Source organism: Deltaproteobacteria bacterium (assembly GCA_011375175.1).
Taxonomy (GTDB): Bacteria; Desulfobacterota; GWC2-55-46; order GWC2-55-46; family DRME01; genus DRME01.
This window is the reverse complement of record DRME01000132.1, coordinates 1-15,966: the sequence shown is the minus strand read 5'-3', so window position 1 is coordinate 15,966 and position 15,966 is coordinate 1. Positions and strand designations below refer to the sequence as shown.

The window sequence follows — 15,966 nt, the reverse complement described above, 5'->3', positions numbered from 1 at the left end:
GGTTACGGCTTCTCCGACTTCGCCGTGCTCGTAAGGACGAACCGCCGGTGCGAGGAGATGGCGGCCCTCTTCGAGGAGTCGAGCGTGCCCTGCCGGGTCGTGGGCCCGCCAGACGGGGACCTCGCCGACCTCTGCGCCCGCCTCCAGGCCCTCTGCGACGACGACGGATACTGGAGCGGCATGGAGGCCCCGCCGCCGGACCTTACGCGGCTCGTCGAGGCCGAGGCCTCGAAGCTCGCCGTCGGCGAGGGCGCGGTGAAGAGCCTCCTCTCGGCCGCATCCCTTCTGGAGGATGATGCCGGTCATGACGCTCAAGGACGCGGCGGCGCGCAGGGGCTGAGGGCCGCACTCGCGGCCCTTGTGGAGTCGGCGGCCCTCATGACCCCGGCAGACCGGTTGGAGATCGAGGCCGAGGCCGTCACGGTCATGACGCTCCACAGCGCCAAGGGGCTCGAGTTCCCCGTCGTCTTCATCGCCGGCGCCGAGGATGGCACCATCCCCCTTTGCAGGGGACGGGAGACGGCCCCGGACGACATGGAAGAGGAGAGACGCCTCTTCTACGTGGCCGTCACGAGGGCGAAGCAGCGCCTCTACATCACTTCGGCACGGCGCCGCCTCGTCTACGGCGCCGTGCGGCAGACAGTCCCATCGCCCTTCATAAGGGAGCTGGGCGAGAGCTTCGTCACCGCCGCCAGGCTCGAAAAAAAGACCCGCAAAAGACGCCCCGTCCAGAAAGGACTCTTCGATTGAGACCGGCAGGAGGCGGCCCTTTCTCAAAGGGCTTCCCGCCGGGGAAGAGCCCGGCGTCCCCTTCACAGGGCCGGATCTCACGGGGACCGCTTTATTGCGCCGACGGCATCAAAACACTTTGCAGGGGGTCTGGGGAAAGGCGGGGCTGTGGCCCTCTCCGCCGGTAATCGGACTCAGTACTTGGAGACGTTTATCTCCTCCAGGCGGCCCGTGACCATGAAGACGACGCGCTCGGCGATGTTGGTCACCCTGTCGGCTATCCTCTCGATGTTGTGGGCCGCCCAGATGAGGTAGGTGGCCCCCTCGATGGACTTGGGGTTCTCTATCATCAGGAGCAGCAGCTCGCGGTAGACCTGGTCGTAGAGGGCGTCGACCTCGTCGTCCTCGTCGCAGAGGGCCCTGGCCGACGAGGCGTCGCGGGCCTTGAAGGCCGCAAGGCTCTTCTCGAGCATCTCCACGGCCTTGGCGGCCATGCGCGGAATGTCTATGAGGGGCTTTACGAGGGGCCTGTCGCCGATGAGGAGGTTTATCCGCGCTATGCCCTCGGCATAGTCGGCTATGCGCTCGAGCTCGGAGGTTATGTGGAGTATGGCCGCTATGGTGCGCAGGTCCACGGCCATGGGCTGCTGGGTGGCGATGAGCAGCAGGCACTGCTCCTCCATGTCGAAGCGTTTCTTGTTTATGACGAGGTCGTTTTTGATGATCTCCTCGGAGGCCTTGAAGTCGCGGGCCTTGAGCGCCTCGATGGATGCCTGCACCGCCTCCTCGGCCATGGCGCCGAGCTCGTAGAGCCCCTCTTCCAGGCTCCTCAGGTCCTTGTGGTAGAAGTCCCTCGTCATCTCTCCTCCTTGCCGGCCCCTTCGCTCCCCCCGTCCCGGCCCCGTCAGCCGAACCTGCCGGTTATGTAGTCTTCCGTGAGCTTGCGCCCCGGCGCCGTGAATATCTTCTTTGTCAGGTCGAACTCGATGAGCTCGCCGGTCATGAAAAAACCCGTGTAGCGCGAGATGCGCGCCGCCTGCTGCATGTTGTGGGTGACGATGAGCACCGTGTACGTCTCCTTGAGCTTTGTGATGAGGTCCTCGATCTTGGCGGTGGAGACGGGGTCGAGCGCCGAGGTGGGCTCGTCGAAGAGGATTATCTCGGGCTCCACGGCCACGGCCCTCGCTATGCACAGGCGCTGCTGCTGTCCGCCGGAGAGCGAGTAGGCCGGCTGGCTGAGCCTGTCCCTGGTCTCGTCCCAGAGAAAGGCGTCCTTCAGGGCCTTTTCCACGCGGTCGGCGAGCTCGGAGCGGCTCTTTATGCCCTTGAGCTTCAGGCCGAAGGCTATGTTCTCGAAGATGGACATGGGAAAGGACGTGGGCTTCTGGAAGACCATGCCTATGCGGCTGCGCAGCTTGATGAGGTCCGTCTCCGGAGAGAGGATGTTTCGGCCCTCGAAGACGATCTCCCCCTCGTAGCGGTTGCCGGGATAGAGGTCGTGCATGCGGTTTATGCACCGCAGGAAGGTCGTCTTGCCGCAGCCCGACGGCCCTATGAGGGCCGTCACGGTGTTGCGGGCTATGCGCACGCTTATGCCGCGCAGGGCCCTCACGGCGCCGCCGTAGTAGAAGCTCAGGTCCTTGATGTCGAGCAGCACGGACTCGTCGGGTCTTGTATCTTTCACTGCCTGCCGTATTTCCATCGCACAACGAATCTCCCAAGGAGTGTCAGCGCCAGTATGAAGAGTGTTATGACCAGGGACGCCGCCCATGCCTGGGCGTGCCAGTCGTCGTAGGGCCCCATGGCGTACTGGAATATGGTCACCGTGAGCGAGGCCATGGGCTCGCTCATGTCGGTGGAGAAGAAACTGTTGTTGAAGGACGTGAACAGAAGCGGCGCCGTCTCTCCCACGACCCTCGCTATGGAGAGGAGTATGCCCGTCAGGATGCCGGCTGCCGCGCCCCTGTATGTTATGTGTATGATGACCTTGTAGTAGGGCGCGCCGAGGGCGAAGGCCGCCTCGCGCAGGGTCCAGGGCACGAGCGCGAGCATGTCCTCGGTGGTGCGCAGCACCACGGGCACCATTATGACGGCCAGGGCCGCCGCGCCGGCCCAGCCGTTGAACTGGCCCGCGGGCTTCACGATTATCGAGTATATGAGCGTGCCGATGACGATGGAGGGCACGCTGACCATTATGTCGGCCAGCACGCTCACAAGGCGCGCAAGCGGGCGGCCCCTTGCGTACTCGGCCAGGAAGGTGCCGCCCAGGAGCCCCAGAGGAACGCCTATGAGCGTTGCGAAGAAGGTTATCATGAGCTGGCCGACGAAGGCGTTTCTCAGCCCCCCGCCCGGGATGCCGGCCGGCGCCGGGTCCTCGGTGAAGAGGTCGAGGCGGAGGGCGCCGACGCCGTGGTAGAGCACGTCGCCTATTATGAAGACGAGCCAGAAAAAACCCAGCGAGGCGGCGAGCGTGCAGAGTCCCAGAGCCGCCAGATTGGCAGCTTTTCTCCTGGCCTGATGGGTCATTTCCTTGCGGCCCTGAGCAGAAAGAACTTGGCCGCCGCCAGCACGGCGAAACTCATGACAAAGAGTATGAGCGCCAGGTGGTAGAGGGCCGAGAGGTAGAGATCCGTGTCGGCCTCGGTGAACTCGTTGGCCAGGGTTACGGTTATGGTCGCCGCCGCGTCCAGCAGCGAGGACGTTATCTCGTGGTTGCTGCCGAGCACGAAGGCCACGGCCATCGTCTCGCCGAGGGCGCGCCCCAGCGACAGGACCACGCCGCCGAATATGCCGAGCCTTGCGTGCGGGATGACGACGCTGCGTATGACCTCCCAGCGTGTCGCCCCCAGGGCGTAGGCCGACTCCTTCACTACCGAGGGGGTCAGCAAAAAGGCGTCGCGCGAGAGGGAGGCCGTGAAGGGGATTATCATGATGCTCAGTATGAGACTCGCCGTGAGCAGGTCTACGCCGATGGGCGTCCCCTCGAAGAGGGCGCCGGCCACGGGCAGGCCGCCGAGCCACTCCTGCAGCACGGGCTCTATGTAGTCGCCCATTATGGGCGCCAGGGTGAAGAGCCCCCACATGCCGTAGATTATGGACGGTATGGCCGCAAGGAGCTCCACGGCCGTGCCGATAAGGCCCTTGAGAAAGGAGGGCGCTATCTCCGTTGTGAAGACGGCGATGCCGAGCGCGACGGGCACCGCCATGACGAGGGAGAGGACGGTGGTGACGGCCGTGCCGTATATGGACGGCAGCGCCCCGAAGCTCTCCTCCACGGGATTCCAGTCGCTGGATAAGACAAAGCCCGTGAAGCCGAACTCCCTTATGGAGGGCAGCGACTCGATGAGCAGGACGATGAAGATGGCCGCCACGAGCAGCAGCACCACCCACGACGCCCCGGCGGTGACGGCCGAGAAGACCAGATCGAACGGGTCTTTCCTGGAGGTCTTCAGCAACTTCAGGGATCCACCCCCGCGTGGTATGCCGGGCCCCGGGGCCGCGGCCGCGCTCACATAAGGAAACGATGATCGATTAACCGGGGAAACCTCTCTAAAAAGGGCCGCGGCCCTACGGTCCCCCCGGTGGAACAGATCGGAGCTTCCATAATAATAGATATGGACCTCCACTTCAAGACCATTTGCGATGGAGGGAGGCAAGGGATGTCTGAAACGTGAAGGCCGCCAAGGCCCGCGGGCTGACGGTGGTCAAGCGGCCGCCAAGAGACTCGAACGTCCGAGTTGCCGGCCTATATACAAAGGAAGCTCTGATTTATTGCACTGAGGGAACCTTTCTGTAGAAGGGCCACAGGCCCACGTTTCCCCCAGGGTCATCAATAGATGCCGGCCGCCTTCCAGTAGGCCCGTATCTTGTCCTTGAGTTGCGGGGGGAGGGGTACGTAGGCGAGACGCTGCGCCGTGGCGTCGCCGTTTTTGAAGGCCCAGTCGAAGAAGGCGGCTACCTTGCGGTTCACCTCCTTCTTCTCCCTGGCCAGCAGTATGAAGGTGGCGCCCGCTATGGGCCATGCCTTCCCGCCAGGGGCGTCGACGAGCCAGAGGTGGAAGTGGCGCGACGGGTCGAATTCGCCGCTCGCCGCCGCGTCCTGAAAGCTTTCGAGGGAGGGCTCGACGAAGTTGCCGGCGCGGTTTTTGAGCTTCGTGTGGGCGAGGCGGCTCTGCTTGGCGTAGGCGTACTCCACATAACCGATGGAGGAGCGCACGCGCCTTACGTAGTTGGCCACACCCTCGTTGCCCTTTCCTCCTATGCCGGCGGGCCACTTGACGGCCTTGCCGGCGCCGACCTTCTCCTTCCAGGCCGGGCAGGTGCGGGCAAGGTAGGTGGTGAAGATGGCCGTCGTGCCGGAGCCGTCGGAGCGGTGCACGACGGTGATCTTCCCGCCCGGAAGCCTGAGCCCGGGGTTTAGGGCCTTTATGGCCTTGTCGTCCCAGCGGGTTATCTCGCCCATGAAGATGCCGCACAGGACGGCGGCGTCGAGGCGCAGGGCCCCGGGCTTTATCCCCCGGACGTTCACCACAGGCACCACGCCGCCGATTACGGCCGGGAACTGCAAAAGCCTTTCCTTGTCGAGCTTGTCGGGAGTGAGAGGGGCGTCGGAGGCGCCGAAGTCGACGGTGCGGTTCGATATCTGGCGCTGGCCGCCGCCCGAGCCGATGGACTGGTAGTTGAGCCTTACGCCTGCCGCCTTGCTGTACTCGTAGCCCCAGGCCGAGTAGAGGGGGAACGGGAAGGTTGCGCCGGCGCCGTTTAGCGTCTCGGCGGCCGCGGCCCTTCCCGCCGGGGCCGTCAGGGTCAGCAGCAGTGCGGCTGCGAGCATGACTTTCATCGCTTTCGTCATGATACCTTGTGTCTCCTTTCCGGTTTGTGAGACCATGGTACACCCCAGATGTTACAGCAGTGTTACGCGGTGATGACGAAGCCGAGAATTCTCACGGCGCCGCGAAGACGGACCGAGATGCCGGCATGGAGGGGGCGGAGCCGTAGCCGCGGCGCCGCTACGGCGAATCTTCCGCGACGCCGTACTTGTAGTAGGCGGCGCAGGTGCCCTCGAAGGAGACCATGCAGGGACCGACGGGCGTTTCGGGCGTGCAGGCCTTGCCGAAGAGCGCGCACCGGCGCGGTGTGACGAGTCCCTTGAGCACGTCGGCGCAGGCGCAGCCGGGCGGGTCGCACCGCGCGCGGTCGTCCTCGTTCACCGGGAGGCCGAAGCGCCTCTGGGCGTCGAAGTCGGCATAGGCGTCCCTCAGGGCCAGGCCGCTCGCCGGTATGACGCCCAGGCCCCGCCAGGCGGCGTCGCAGGTCTCGAAGACCTCGTCCATGACGGCCCTGGCCCTGAGGTTGCCCTCCGGGCTCACGACCCGGCTGTAGCCCACCTCGATCTCCGAGCGGCCCTGCTCTATCTGCTCCACGAGCCTGAGGATGCCGTAGACGGCGTCTACGGGCTCGAAGCCGGCGACGACGCAGGGAGTGCCGTACTCGTCGGCGAGGAAGGCGTAGGCGTCGGAGCCGATGACGGCCGTCACGTGGCCCGGGCAGATGAAGCCCTGGAGGTCGAGCTCTCCAGAGTCGAGGAGGGCCCGCATGGCCGGAGGCGTGAGCTTGTGGAGGCTCAGCACCGAGAAGTTCTTCAGCCCCTCGGCCTTCGCCCTCAGAACGGTGGCTGCCACCGTGGGGGCCGTCGTCTCGAAGCCGACGGCGTAGAGGACGACCTCACGGTCCGGGTTCTTCCCGGCCGTCTCCAGGGCGCCGAGCGGCGAGTAGACGACCCTTATGTCGCCGCCCCTGGCCTTCTCCTCCTGGAGCGAGGAGTCGAGCCCCGGCACGCGCATCATGTCGCCGAAGGTGGCCACCGTCACGTCGCAGCGGCGGCTGAACTCTATGATGCGCGCGATGTCGGGCGCCGAGGTGACGCAGACCGGGCAGCCGGGGCCGGAGACGAGCCGCACCGTAGCTGGCAGGGCCGCCCTGATGCCGTAGCGGGCTATGGTGTGCGTGTGGGTGCCGCAGATCTCCATTATGCGGACCGGCCTCGTCGATATCCGCCGGATCCTGTCGAGGAGCTCCCCTGCCCTGCGGCGGTCGCGGAACTCGTCTACGTACCTCATCGTCCACTTCCGATGAGCTCGTCTATCATCGAAAGCGTCTTCTCGGCCTCGGCCGCGTCGAGCTTCTCGATGACGAAACCGGCGTGGACAATGACGTAATCGCCGGGGCTCAGCTCCCCAACCAGCATGGTGCTCGCCTCGCGCCGCGTCCCAGCCACATCGACGACGGCGCCGGCCGGACCGAGTTCCACGACCTTCCCTGGCACGGCAAGACACATGGGGAAAACACTCCTTTGCGCATGGGCCGCCGGCCCGAAGCAGCCGCGGGCGGTCAGCGCGTGGACGAGTCTTCGGGGGCCAGCGCGTTCCCTTCGAGAAAGGCGCACCACCGCTCCAGGCCCTCGCCCGTGCGGCACGAGGTCCTCAGTATGCGGATCTCCGGGTTCACGGCCCTGGCGTTCTCCTCAGCCCGGTCCATATCGAAATCCGTATGGCCGAGGAGATCGGTCTTGTTGATGACGAGCACCGGCGACGCGGCGAAGAGGGCGGGATACTTGAGCGGCTTGTCGTCGCCTTCGGCCACGCTCATGACGGCGATCTTCGCCGCCTCGCCGAGGTCGTAGCCGGCCGGACAGACCATGTTGCCCACGTTCTCGATTATAAGGAGCCTGAGTCCCTCCAGGGAGCCGACCCAGTCGAGGACGTGGCTTATCATGTGGGCGTCGAGGTGGCAGGCGCGGCCCGTGGTTATCTGCCTGGCCGCAACGCCGCAGCGTCCGATCCTCTCGGCGTCGAGCTCGGTGGTCATGTCTCCCTCGACGACGGCCATGGGAAGGCGGGGGCCGAGCCTGCGGGCGGCGGCCTCGATGAGAGAGGTCTTGCCCGAGCCGGGGGAGCTTATGACGTTTACCGCAAAGATGCGGCGGCTCTCGAAAAAGCGCCTGTTGGCGGCGGCGATGGCGTCGTTTGCGGCCAGTATCTTCTCGTTGACGGCTATTTCGTGCATGGCAAGGAAACCCTCGGTCTCCGGCCGCGGCGCAAGGTCCCTCAGCGCCGCTCCCCGTCGTCGAAGAGGTATATGAGCTCGCCGCGGCCCACCATGCCGAGCTCGCCTCTGGCCACGGTCTCGATGTAGCGCCTGTCCTCCTTGAGAAGCCTTATCTCGCGGGCGAGCCGCTCGTTCTCCGCGGCGAGCTCGCGGTTTCCGGCCTCTATGCGCTCCTTTTCGTCCATGAGCCGGAGCACGTCGAGCAGTCCCTTGTCTCCGAAGACGGCCAGCGCCACGATGACGACGATGAGGGCGCAGAAGGCCGCCGTAAGGTAGGACCTTCTGCCGCGGGGACTTGAAGAGCGACGCTTCATGGTCGACCGGTACAGGGGAATGCCGCGGCCGGCACGGGCAGACCGGCCACGGCGGTTACTCCACGGCGAAGCGCACCGTTTCGATCACGTTGCCCGAGGAATCGACGATCTCGACCCTCCACCGCCCCGTCCACGAAGGGAGAATGCGCTTTGAGCTGTAGGTGCGCCAGCTCGGCCCGCCGATGCTCAGCGTCACCTCGGCCATCTTCCTGTCGCCATGGTACCAGACATGGGTTATCGTCTCTCCCGCAGCCGCGCCGACAACCTTGGTATAACAGTAGACCTTGCCCACGTCGGCGGGAAAGGTCTCGGCAACGCCGACGGGCTCCCTGTTCTCCACGGCCCGGGCCGCCACGGCCACTTCCACCCGGGCGGCGGCCGCAGGCCCCGCCGCCAGCAGAACCGACGCAACAAACGCGGATATCATCACAAAACTTCTCATAACGGCACTCTCCATTTCTCCCCCTCGAAACACCCCCATATCCTAAGGAAGCTCTGATTTATTGCACTGAGGGAACCTTTTTGTAAAAAGGTTCCCTCAGACTCCCTCCAAAAACTTTTAACGCGAGTTGGTTTCCCCCTGTTTTGCCAGGCAAAACAGGGGGAAACCAACTCGTATTAAAAGTCTTTGAAGGGGGTCTGGGGGAAACTTTCTTCAGAAAGTTTCCCCCAGAAAGTAGCTGATGCTTGACATAAGGTTATTGAGGGAAGACATTGATGGGGTTGAGGGGCGTCTTGCCGCCCGTGGGGGTGGGTATGGTCTCGGCAGGATAAGGGAGCTCGACGCAAGGCGCAGGGAGATCATAAGGGAGGTCGAGGCGCTCAAGGCCAGGCGCAACGCCGTTTCCCAGGAGATAGGCAGGCTCAAGAAGGGGGGCGAGGACGCCTCTGCGCTCGTCGAGGAGATGAAGGGCGTGTCGGCCTCGGTAAAGGAACTCGACCGTGAGCTCGCCTCCTGCGATGAAGAGATGGAAGCTCTCCTCCTGTCGGTTCCAAACATCCCCCACCCCACCGTGCCGGTCGGCGCCGACGAGTCGCACAACAGGGTCGAGAGGAGTTGGGGCGAGCGGCCCGGTTTCGGCTTCGAGCCGGCCGAGCACATGGAGATCGGCGAGCGGCTCGGCATAATAGACACGAAACGGGCCGGCAGGATATCGGGCGCCCGTTTCGCCCTGCTGCGCGGCGCCGGGGCGAGGCTCGAACGGGCGCTCATAAACTTCATGCTCGATCTTCACACCGGCGAGCAGGGCTACACCGAGGTTCTCCCGCCTTTCCTCGTCAAGGCCCTGGCCCTGGTCGGCACCGGTCAGTTGCCCAAGTTCGAGGAAGACCTCTTCAAGGTGGCCGAGCCCGAGCTATACCTCATACCGACGGCCGAGGTGCCGGTGACCAACATCCACCGCGGGGAGATAGTGGACGAAGAGGCCCTGCCCATAGCCTACGCGGCCTATACCCCCTGCTTCCGCCGCGAGGCGGGCTCCTACGGCAGGGACGTGAAGGGGCTCATCCGCCAGCACCAGTTCGACAAGGTGGAGCTCGTGAGGTTCGCAACGCCCGAGTCGTCCTATGACGAGCTCGAAAGGCTCACGGCCCACGCCGAAGAGGTCCTCAGGAGGCTGGGGCTCCACTACCGGGTCGTCACGCTCTGCACCGGAGACCTCGGCTTCTCGGCGGCCAAGACCTACGACATCGAGGTCTGGCTGCCGGGCCAGCAGCGCTACCGCGAGATATCGTCGTGCTCCAACTTCGAGGCCTTCCAGGCCAGGCGGGCCGACATACGATACAGGCCCGCCATGGGAGGAAAGCCGAGGTTCGTCCATACCCTCAACGGCTCGGGACTCGCCGTGGGACGCACACTGGTGGCGATCCTCGAAAACTATCAGCGCCGCGACGGTACGGTCGTCGTCCCCGAGGCCCTTAGACCCTACATGGGAGGGCTCGAAGTCATCGAACCGGAAAAGGGGAGCAGCGACGCGGAGGGTTAGCCTAACTGGTAAGGCACCGGTCTTGAAAACCGGCGGGCGAAAGCCCTTGTGGGTTCGAGTCCCTCACCCTCCGCCATGTTTCTTGATGGAGCCTCTTTCCGGCAGGGTTCCTCCCTCGGACTCCATCCGAAACTCTTACGGGACCGCCTCGCTGCGCCCGCGATTACGAATGATTCCGCTGCGCGGAATCGGGGGCAAAGGTTTTCCCTCCGAGAAAAGTTTGCTTTATGGATGCAAAGGTCGATGCAGTGGTGCTGGCGAGCGGGGGGCTCGACAGCACGGTGGCGCTGGCCGTAGCGGTGCGCGAGCACGGTCGTCGCGTGGCCGCAATTCATGCGGGCTACGGCCACAGGACGCAGGCGCGCGAGCTCGAGGCCTTCGGGGCCGTGGCCGACCATTACGGCATAGAGCGGCGGCTCGTGGTCTCGCTCGATTATCTGAGGTCCATTGGAGGATCGGCGCTCACCGACAGGGCCATCGAAGTGCCCGAAGGCGAGCTCCACAGGGAGGGCGTGCCCGTCACCTACGTGCCTTTCCGCAACGGCCATCTGCTGGCCGTCGCCGTGTCGTGGGCCGAGGTCCTCGGCGCCGGCAGCGTCTACATCGGAGCGGTGGAGGAGGACAGCTCGGGCTATCCCGACTGCAGGGAGGAGTTCTTCAGGGCCTTCGAGCGGGCCGCCGCGCTCGGAACCGCGGCGGGGGCGGCGAGGATCGTAACGCCGCTCATCCACCTGCGGAAGTCGGAGATCGTGAAGCTCGGAGCGGAGCTCGGCGCTCCGCTGGAGCTCACCTGGTCGTGCTACAGGTCGAGCGGACCCGCCTGCGGACGCTGCGACTCCTGTCTGCTGAGGCTGCGGGGCTTCAGGGAGGCCGGCATGGAGGACCCCGTCCTCTATGCCGCGGGCGCAACGGAGGGCTGCGACTGAGAGGGGCGCCCTCTCTTCTCCCTTCCTCCCCCTCGTTAGTCACACCGCCGTACCGTCACGAAGAGGATCCCGGGGGCAGCCCGTGGGCGGATGGCGAAGGTTCTCCGGCAGAGGCGGAGCCTCTTTTTCATAAGGGTTGCCTCGAGGAGCTGGATTTTTTCCTTTGACATTGCCCCCTCTTTCGGTAAAATTCAAAATCTCATCGTAAAACGCAGCATCCGGAACAAGCATATTGACCCTCAGGAAGACGCCGCTCAACGCCGTGCACAGGGCCCTCGGAGCACGAATGGTCGAGTTCGCCCGGTGGGAGATGCCCGTACAGTACTCGGGGGTCGTCGACGAGCACCTCGCCGTGCGTTCGTCCTGCGGCGTCTTCGACGTAAGCCACATGGGCGAGATAGAGGTGCGGGGGCCGGGGGCGCTCGAGACCGTACAGAGGCTCACGACCAACGACGCCTCCCGTATGGACGTGGGCCGCTGCCAGTACACGCTGCTGTGCCTCGACGGCGGCGGCGTGCTCGACGATACGGTCCTCTACCGCCTCGGCGGCGAGCGTTTCCTCTTCTGCGTCAACGCCTCCAATACGGAGAAGGTCCTCTCCTGGATGGTCGAGCACGCGGGAAAAGGAGCCGAGATACGGGACCGCAGCGAAGAGTTCGCCCAGATAGCGCTTCAGGGCCCGAGGGCGGCCGACGTGCTCTCCAGGGTCGCGGACTTCGACGTGGAGACCCTCAAGTTCTACCGCTTCGTCACCACCGTCCTCTTCGGCTCGGAGGCCGTGGTCTCGAGGACGGGATACACGGGCGAGGACGGGTTCGAGATATACATAGAGCCTCGGCGGGCGCGGGCGCTCTGGGAGGCCCTCATGGAGGCGGGCCGGAGCTTTTCCATAAAGCCCGTGGGGCTCGGCGCGCGCGATACGTTGAGGCTCGAGATGGGGTACCCTCTCTACGGCCATGAGCTCGACGAAGAGACGACGCCGCTGGAGGCCGGGCTCGAGCGCTTCGTGGCCTTTGACAAGGAAGACTTCATGGGCAGGGCCGCGCTTCTTGCCCGGCGCGGCGCGGGCCTGAAGCGAAGGCTCGTGGGTTTCACCATGGTCGGCCCCGGCATACCGCGCCGCGGCTACGCCGTGACCCGCCACGGTGAAGAGATAGGCCGTGTCACCAGCGGCACCTTCTCGCCGTCGCTCAAAAAGCCCATCGGCATGGCCTACATACGAAACGACGGCGAAGAGCCGTGCGACTCTTTCCATATCGTGATAAGAAACAGGGAGGCCGCTGCGGTGGTGACGCCTCCGCCTTTTTACAGGCGCAAGTGACGTTCCCTGCGCGCCGGCACCCCTTAAGGGCGCGCATGGCCCATGACCCTCTTTCAAGAAAGGAGCGCTGCATATGGAGTTTCCCAAGGACCTCAAGTATACGAAAGAGCACGAGTGGATCAGGGTGGAGAACGACAGCGTGGTGGTGGGCATAACCGACTACGCCCAGGACTCGCTCGGCGATATCGTTTACCTCGAGCTGCCCCAGGAGGGCGCGACGGTGACCAAGGACGAGCCCTTCGGCGTCGTAGAGTCCGTCAAGGCCGTGTCCGACCTCTACTCGCCGGTCAGCGGCACGGTGATCGAGGTGAACGACGCCATCGTGGACAGCCCCGAGGTGGTGAACGACGACCCCTACGGCGACGCCTGGATGATAAGGATCGAGCTCTCCAGCAAGGCCGACCTCGACGGGCTGCTCAGCGCCGACGAGTACCGCGGCTTCATCGAAGAAGAAAAGTAAGTTGCCCTACATCCCCCACACAGGCGGCGACATCTCCCGCATGCTCGAGGCCGTGGGCTGCCGCTCCATCGAGGAGCTCACCGACAGGCTGCTCGGCGGGCTGAAGACAGAGAAGACGGCCGCCCTCGGCCCGGGCCTCTCGGAGCAGCGCCTGCGCCGCCGCTTCGAGGCCGCCGCGGCCCGCAACACGGTCCCCGGCTCTCTCGGCGGCCCTGCAAGCTTTCTCGGCGCGGGATCGTACAGCCACTACATACCGTCGCTGGTGCGCCATCTCCTTTCGCGCTCCGAGTTCTACACCTCCTACACCCCCTACCAGCCGGAGGTGAGCCAGGGCACGCTCCAGGCCGTCTTCGAGTACCAGACGCTCGTCTGCCGGCTCACGGCCATGGACGCGGCCAACGCCTCCCTCTACGACGGCGCCTCGGCCGCCGCCGAGGCCGTCCTCCTGGCGCGGCGCGCCACGGGCCGCGGCCGCGTGCTCCTCAGCTCCGCCCTCCACCCGGAGTACGTGGAGACCATAAAGACCTATCTTCAGGCCTCGCAGGACGATATAGTCGAGGTCCCCTTCTGCACCGAGAAGGGCGCCACCCTCGCCGAGGCCGTAAGAGAGTACTGCGACGGGCGCACGGCCTGCCTCGTGGTGCAGAGCCCCAACTTCTTCGGCGTCGTCGAGGATACGGAGGAGATGGCCTGGGTCGTCCGCGACACCGGCGGACTCTTCGTGTCGGTCACGGCCGAGGCCCTCTCGCTTGCGCTGCTCAAGCCGCCCGGCGAACTGGGGGCCGATGTGGCCGTGGGCGAAGGCCAGTCCTTCGGCAACCCCCAGAGCTTCGGCGGGCCCTGCCTCGGCTTCATGGCCGTGCGCAGACCCTTTGTGCGGCAGATGCCGGGCCGCATCGTGGGCGAGACGAAGGACGCAAAGGGACGGCGGGCCTTCTGCCTCACCCTGGCTGCCCGCGAGCAGCACATCCGCCGCGAACGGGCCACGTCCAACATCTGCACAAACGAGGGCCTCGCGGCCCTGGCCGCCACCCTCTACCTCGCGGCCCTCGGAAAAGAGGGCCTCACCGAGCTTGCAAGGACCAACCACTCCAAGGCCGAGTATCTCAAAAAGACGCTCACCTCCGTGGACGGCGTGCGCCCCGCCTTCACGGCCCCCACGTTCAACGAGTTCGTCATCGAAGTGCCCGGCGACGCCGAAAAGGTCCTCTCCGCGCTGCGCGAAAAAGACATACTCGGAGGAGTGCCCCTCAAAAGGTTCTTCGCCTCCATGGACCGCCATATCCTCGTTACGGCCACCGAGACCGTCGGCAGGGAAGAGATGGACCGCTACGGCGCCGCGCTGGGAAGCATCCTGAGGGAGCATCCTTGAGATCATGAAAGAGACGGAAAGACTTCTCTTCGAGATATCGTCGCCGGGGCGGCGGGGCGTGGAGCCCGCCCCTTCAGACGTCCCGGCGGTAGACCCTTCGCAGACCCTGGGAGAGCGCCTCCTGCGCCACTGTCTCGAAGGACTCCCCGAGGTATCGGAGCCCGACGTCGTGCGCCACTACACCAGGCTCTCGCAGAAGAACTTCGGCATCGACACGGGCTTTTATCCCCTCGGCTCCTGTACCATGAAGTACAACCCCAAGGTCAACGAGGAAGTGGCGGCCCTGCCCGGTTTTTCGGCCATCCATCCGTACCAGCCCGAGGAGACGGTGCAGGGTGCGCTCGAGATCCTCTGCGAGCTCGAGGAGGCCCTCACAAGGCTCAGCGGCATGGCGGCCGTCACGCTCCAGCCCGCCGCCGGCGCCCACGGCGAGCTCTGCGGCATGCTCATGGCGGCCGCATACTTCCGCGACCGCGGCGAGCGTCGCACAAAAGTCATAATCCCCGACACGGCCCACGGCACCAATCCCGCAAGCTGCGCCCTCGCGGGCTTCGACGTGGTGGCCGTAAAGAGCGGCGGCCGCGGGGTGGTCACGCCGGAGGCCGTGGAAGCCGTCATGGACGAGCAGACCGCCGCCGTCATGCTCACAAACCCCAACACCCTCGGCCTCTTCGAGCGCCATATAAAGGATATCGCCGCCATCGTCCACAGCCGCGGCGGTCTCGTCTACTGCGACGGCGCTAACTTCAACGCCCTCATGGGACTCGTCGACCTCGGAGGGCTCGGCGTGGACATCATACAGTTCAACCTCCACAAGACCTTCTCCACCCCCCACGGCGGAGGAGGCCCCGGAAGCGGCCCCGTCGGAGTGTCGGCGCCGCTCGAGCCCTACCTGCCGACGCCGAGGTTAGCGAAAGGCCCCGACGGCTTCAGGTTCGACTACGACCGCCCGCGCTCCATCGGACGGCTCAAGGCCTTCTACGGAAACTTCGCCGTCATGGTCAAGGCCCTCGCCTACATCCGCCGCCTCGGTGACGACGGGCTGCGGCGCGTCAGCGAAACGGCCATACTGAGCGCCAACTACCTCAAGGAGCGTCTCAAAAAGACCTACCACCTCCCCTACGACGAGCCCTGCATGCACGAGTGCGTATTCTCGGACAAGCGTTTGACCCCATACGGCGTAACGACCATGGACGTGGCAAAACGCCTCATGGACTACGGTTTCCACCCGCCGACCGTCTACTTCCCCCTCGTCGTACAGGGAGCCCTCATGGTGGAGCCCACCGAGACCGAGTCGCCCGAAACGCTCGACGACTTCATCGAGGCCATGGAAGCCATAGCAGCCGAGGCCGAAAAAGACCCCCGGCTCCTTAAAAACGCCCCCCACACCACATACGTGGCCCGCGTCGACGAGACCACCGCCGCCCGCCGCCCCCTACTTTCTTTTTGGGAAAAAGAAAGTAGGCAAAGAAAAACCGTTGAATCTTCATGAGCGTCGTAGTCACGAAGGGACGCAGAGCGGCCTTCGGGCTCATACGTCGCGCGCGTCGATTTCTGATTATTTTCTGATTAGGGAAGCTCTGATTTATTACACTGGGGGAAACTTTCTGTAGAAAGTTTCCCCCAGCCCCCCTTCAAAGACTTTCAATACGAGTTGGTTTCCCCCTGTTTTGCCAGGCAAAACAGGGGGAAACCAACTCGCATTAAAAGTTTTTGGAGGGAGTCTGAGGGAACCTTTTTACAAAAAGGTTC

Annotated in this window: 17 protein-coding genes and 1 tRNA gene; 8 read left to right on the top strand and 10 right to left on the bottom strand. The window is 64.8% G+C overall.

Translation table 11 applies throughout. The annotated features are described in order from the left end of the window. On the top strand, nt 1-750 hold a 750-nt coding region (locus tag ENJ37_10505; protein ID HHL40925.1), incomplete at its 5' end, for a hypothetical protein. A gap of 173 nt (nt 751-923) precedes the next feature. On the opposite strand, the gene phoU is transcribed toward ENJ37_10505, so the two are convergent. The 10 genes from phoU to ENJ37_10455 all read right to left on the bottom strand — a co-directional run bounded on the left by phoU (nt 924) and on the right by ENJ37_10455 (nt 8,631). Beyond that, the gene (gene phoU / locus ENJ37_10500) at nt 924-1,589 is read right to left on the bottom strand and encodes a phosphate signaling complex protein PhoU (protein ID HHL40924.1); all 666 of its coding nucleotides are present in this window, start codon (nt 1,587-1,589) and stop codon (nt 924-926) included. Between the two features lie 44 nt (nt 1,590-1,633). Then, nucleotides 1,634-2,431, bottom strand: coding sequence for a phosphate ABC transporter ATP-binding protein (gene pstB, locus ENJ37_10495; GenBank protein ID HHL40923.1), 798 nt, complete (start codon nt 2,429-2,431; stop codon nt 1,634-1,636). Continuing rightward, nucleotides 2,410-3,255 carry a phosphate ABC transporter permease PstA gene (pstA, locus tag ENJ37_10490; GenBank protein HHL40922.1) on the bottom strand — a complete coding sequence of 282 codons (846 nt, stop codon included), beginning with the start codon at nt 3,253-3,255 and terminating at the stop codon, nt 2,410-2,412. The genes pstB and pstA overlap by 22 nt, the downstream gene beginning before the upstream one ends. Next, the gene (gene pstC, locus ENJ37_10485) at nt 3,252-4,181 is read right to left on the bottom strand and encodes a phosphate ABC transporter permease subunit PstC (GenBank protein ID HHL40921.1); all 930 of its coding nucleotides are present in this window, start codon (nt 4,179-4,181) and stop codon (nt 3,252-3,254) included. The genes pstA and pstC overlap by 4 nt, the downstream gene beginning before the upstream one ends. Before the next feature lie 377 nt (nt 4,182-4,558). Continuing rightward, the gene (gene pstS, locus ENJ37_10480) at nt 4,559-5,569 is read right to left on the bottom strand and encodes a phosphate ABC transporter substrate-binding protein PstS (GenBank protein ID HHL40920.1); all 1,011 of its coding nucleotides are present in this window, start codon (nt 5,567-5,569) and stop codon (nt 4,559-4,561) included. Between the two features lie 169 nt (nt 5,570-5,738). Then, nucleotides 5,739-6,848 carry a hydrogenase formation protein HypD gene (hypD, locus tag ENJ37_10475; GenBank protein ID HHL40919.1) on the bottom strand — a complete coding sequence of 370 codons (1,110 nt, stop codon included), beginning with the start codon at nt 6,846-6,848 and terminating at the stop codon, nt 5,739-5,741. Beyond that, entirely contained in the window at nt 6,845-7,066 is a 222-nt protein-coding gene (locus tag ENJ37_10470) for a HypC/HybG/HupF family hydrogenase formation chaperone (protein HHL40918.1), read from the bottom strand. The genes hypD and ENJ37_10470 overlap by 4 nt, the downstream gene beginning before the upstream one ends. A 53-nt stretch (nt 7,067-7,119) precedes the next feature. Next, complete coding sequence (gene hypB, locus ENJ37_10465; GenBank protein ID HHL40917.1) at nt 7,120-7,794, bottom strand: hydrogenase accessory protein HypB; 675 nt, start codon at nt 7,792-7,794, stop codon at nt 7,120-7,122. 41 nt (nt 7,795-7,835) lie between these two features. Then, entirely contained in the window at nt 7,836-8,150 is a 315-nt protein-coding gene (locus tag ENJ37_10460; GenBank protein ID HHL40916.1) for a septum formation initiator family protein, read from the bottom strand. Between the two features lie 55 nt (nt 8,151-8,205). Next, complete coding sequence (locus ENJ37_10455; GenBank protein ID HHL40915.1) at nt 8,206-8,631, bottom strand: DUF2914 domain-containing protein; 426 nt, start codon at nt 8,629-8,631, stop codon at nt 8,206-8,208. Nucleotides 8,632-8,833: 202 nt separating this feature from the next. Between ENJ37_10455 and ENJ37_10450 the strand changes: the two genes are divergently transcribed. The 7 genes from ENJ37_10450 to ENJ37_10420 all read left to right on the top strand — a co-directional run bounded on the left by ENJ37_10450 (nt 8,834) and on the right by ENJ37_10420 (nt 15,706). Then, nucleotides 8,834-10,135, top strand: a complete 1,302-nt coding sequence (locus ENJ37_10450) for a serine--tRNA ligase (protein HHL40914.1) — start codon at nt 8,834-8,836, stop codon at nt 10,133-10,135. Beyond that, nucleotides 10,126-10,211 (top strand) — tRNA-Ser (locus ENJ37_10445). Before ENJ37_10450 ends, ENJ37_10445 begins: the two co-directional genes overlap by 10 nt. Nucleotides 10,212-10,362: 151 nt before the next feature. Continuing rightward, nucleotides 10,363-11,061 (top strand): 7-cyano-7-deazaguanine synthase QueC, encoded by a 699-nt coding sequence (gene queC, locus ENJ37_10440; protein HHL40913.1) that lies wholly within the window; start codon nt 10,363-10,365, stop codon nt 11,059-11,061. 229 nt (nt 11,062-11,290) lie between these two features. Next, nucleotides 11,291-12,382, top strand: a complete 1,092-nt coding sequence (gene gcvT / locus ENJ37_10435; protein HHL40912.1) for a glycine cleavage system aminomethyltransferase GcvT — start codon at nt 11,291-11,293, stop codon at nt 12,380-12,382. 73 nt (nt 12,383-12,455) lie between these two features. Beyond that, complete coding sequence (gene gcvH, locus ENJ37_10430) at nt 12,456-12,842, top strand: glycine cleavage system protein GcvH (protein ID HHL40911.1); 387 nt, start codon at nt 12,456-12,458, stop codon at nt 12,840-12,842. Nucleotide 12,843: 1 nt separating this feature from the next. After that, nucleotides 12,844-14,214, top strand: coding sequence for an aminomethyl-transferring glycine dehydrogenase subunit GcvPA (locus ENJ37_10425; protein ID HHL40910.1), 1,371 nt, complete (start codon nt 12,844-12,846; stop codon nt 14,212-14,214). Nucleotides 14,215-14,218: 4 nt separating this feature from the next. Further along, nucleotides 14,219-15,706 (top strand): glycine dehydrogenase subunit 2, encoded by a 1,488-nt coding sequence (locus ENJ37_10420; GenBank protein HHL40909.1) that lies wholly within the window; start codon nt 14,219-14,221, stop codon nt 15,704-15,706. The last annotated feature ends 260 nt before the right edge of the window (nt 15,707-15,966 follow it).